Raw genomic sequence first — 2,236 nt, forward strand, 5'->3', positions numbered from 1 at the left:
AGTTCACGCAAAATATGCGCATTACACAGCCCATGCTGGCAGTCCGTATAAGTGAAATAAGACTGCCATTCATCATGAATGGCAATGCCCTTATAAGCGGGCAGGAAGCCAATCTTGTTCATGGCCTCGCAGCCGCGTTTCGGGTGCAGGGCATAAAATGTCTCATCTGGCGTCGAGTAAACATGAACCCATTGGCGTTTTGGAAGGACGTCGATGCCGGTTTCGTCCATATGGACGACTGGTGACTGGAGAAGCGCTGCCCGGATGTCTTCTGCTTCTGGCTCAAGAGATGCAGCCGTCCGCCCAAGGATATTTGATAGTGTTCCCTGGCTGATCGTTTGCCCAAACAGATCCCGCATGACTTCGACTGTCCGGTCATAGGGAAGCAGCTGCCCGTGATGTAAATAAACAAGAAACGACTGAACGCCGCTTCCATACTGGACACGATGGCGGACATGGTCAGGGAATGTCCCTTTTTCTATCGAACGGCAGCACGGGCATTGTTTCTGTTCTGCCTGATGTTCTGTTACTTCTAATGATAGGGGAGGCAAATCCCAGATTTGGCGTTTTTCAAGCGCCCGCACAGGCTGACTGGATAAGTCGATGCCGCATTGAGAACACGATGAAACAGAATGGTAGATTTCATGGTCTGGCTGACTTGAAAAAGCCAGATGATGCCCGGAGTGGCCCGGCTGTCCACCGGAGGATTTACCGCTCGGCTTGCGTTCACTTTTTGTACGGCGGACTTTTTTAAACCGTCTGAAGACGGCGGCTTGTTGCTGTTGCGGCTGTTTTTGCCAAGCTGCTTCTCCAGTTCTGCCACACGCGCTGTCAGCTGTTCAATTAGAATAGCTTGACGTTCGATAATGGCGATCAGTTCTGCTTTCGATAACTGTTCAAGCGACATGAGCCGGACCCTCCTTTCGTTCAGGTGTTTTGCAATCTTTACCCAGAAAATACTGAACATCAAACAGGGTCTGAGTAGTTACCACGCGTGTTGATTATCCATAATCATACAGTTTTCTTCCAGTGAACCTCAAAATAATGATGCAGAAACAAGGTCATTTCTGCCTGCCATTCCAGCGGCAGCGCACCGCAAAGAAGCAGCTGACAAGAGACAGCCTGGCATGCGAAATGGAAGATTTCGTCTGATTATACAGCCATTTGAGAAGAACATATGCAATCAAGGCCGCAAAAAGCTGATTGTATACGGCATTTTCTGTGGTGCCAAAAAGAACCGGCACATTTAAGTTCTGCTTGATCCAGCGGAAAAACAACTCGATCGCCCAGCGTGCTTTGTACATGTCGGCAACCACTTCAGCTGCCACATTCCGCAGGCTTGTCACCACACGGATTTCACGATTTTCATGATCTCTGAAAAAGACCACCCGGTGCCGTTTCTCCGAACGGGATTGAATCGTTCCGAGGCGGCAGGTGATGTCACGGGTTACGTTCGAGTCCTTCTCTGGCATACGCTGAAGTGACTTCACGTGGGACAGCTCAACATTTTCTTTCATCCGGATCACAAAGTCCTGTTCTCCCACAAGGTACTGGTCGATCTGCTTAATAGAAAAGTAGGCCCGGTCCTCAACGAGGACAAAGCGCTGATCAGCCAGCTGGCGGCCAATGGGTGCGTCATGCTTTAAGCCGGTCGTTTCAATGACATGAAGGGGCATATGAGTTTCCAGCGAAAAGCTCACGTGGAGCTTGATGCCGGATCGCTCTCCATGGTAGACGGCCCACGGCAGGCGCGTTTTCCCAACGGTCACCGTTGTTGAATCGACGAGCAAAAGCTGGTTTGGAATCTTGAGTGTCCGGCGGGTGACCCGGTTGCATTTACGGACAAGGAGGGCAAAAACTTGTTTCATCAGGGCATAATCCAGCCGCCCAAGCTTTTTGGATAACGTCGAATAATTCACATCGACAAGACCCGCTGTGGACCCGACATCTGCGCAGTAGCGCAGGCTTTTCCACTCGCAGGCGGCAGCCGTCACCAAGTACTGGATCAACGTTTTGACATCTAATTTGCGTGCGATATCTTCGTAGCCAACCAGTTGGATCAACGGCTGGAGTTCTTCATCAGAAATAAACTTTTGAACCAAATTCGGGAACATGGTATTCTGTTTCATAAGGGATGCCTCTTCTCGTAAATTGTTTGGTCGTACTTACATTTTACAAGAAGGCATCTCTTTTTTGGCGTTTATTTATGGAAGATTATTCATAATCAACACGCGTG

At 49.5% G+C, this 2,236-nt stretch carries 2 protein-coding genes and 1 pseudogene; all 3 read right to left on the minus strand.

The annotated features are described in order from the left end of the window. Positions 1-641, minus strand: a 641-nt coding sequence (gene tnpC, locus BTO30_RS16590; protein ID WP_245796560.1) for an IS66 family transposase, incomplete at its 3' end; no start/stop codon positions are given. Next, on the minus strand, positions 533-907 hold the full coding sequence (locus BTO30_RS17785) for a DUF6444 domain-containing protein (RefSeq protein WP_083632491.1): 375 nt from the start codon (positions 905-907) through the stop codon (positions 533-535). The genes tnpC and BTO30_RS17785, both read right to left, overlap by 109 nt. Positions 908-1,001: 94 nt before the next feature. After that, positions 1,002-2,129, minus strand: a pseudogene (locus tag BTO30_RS16600) (IS4 family transposase). Positions 2,130-2,236: the final 107 nt, after the last annotated feature.

The organism is Domibacillus antri (assembly GCF_001936625.1).
Lineage (GTDB): Bacteria > Bacillota > Bacilli > Bacillales > Domibacillaceae > Domibacillus > Domibacillus antri.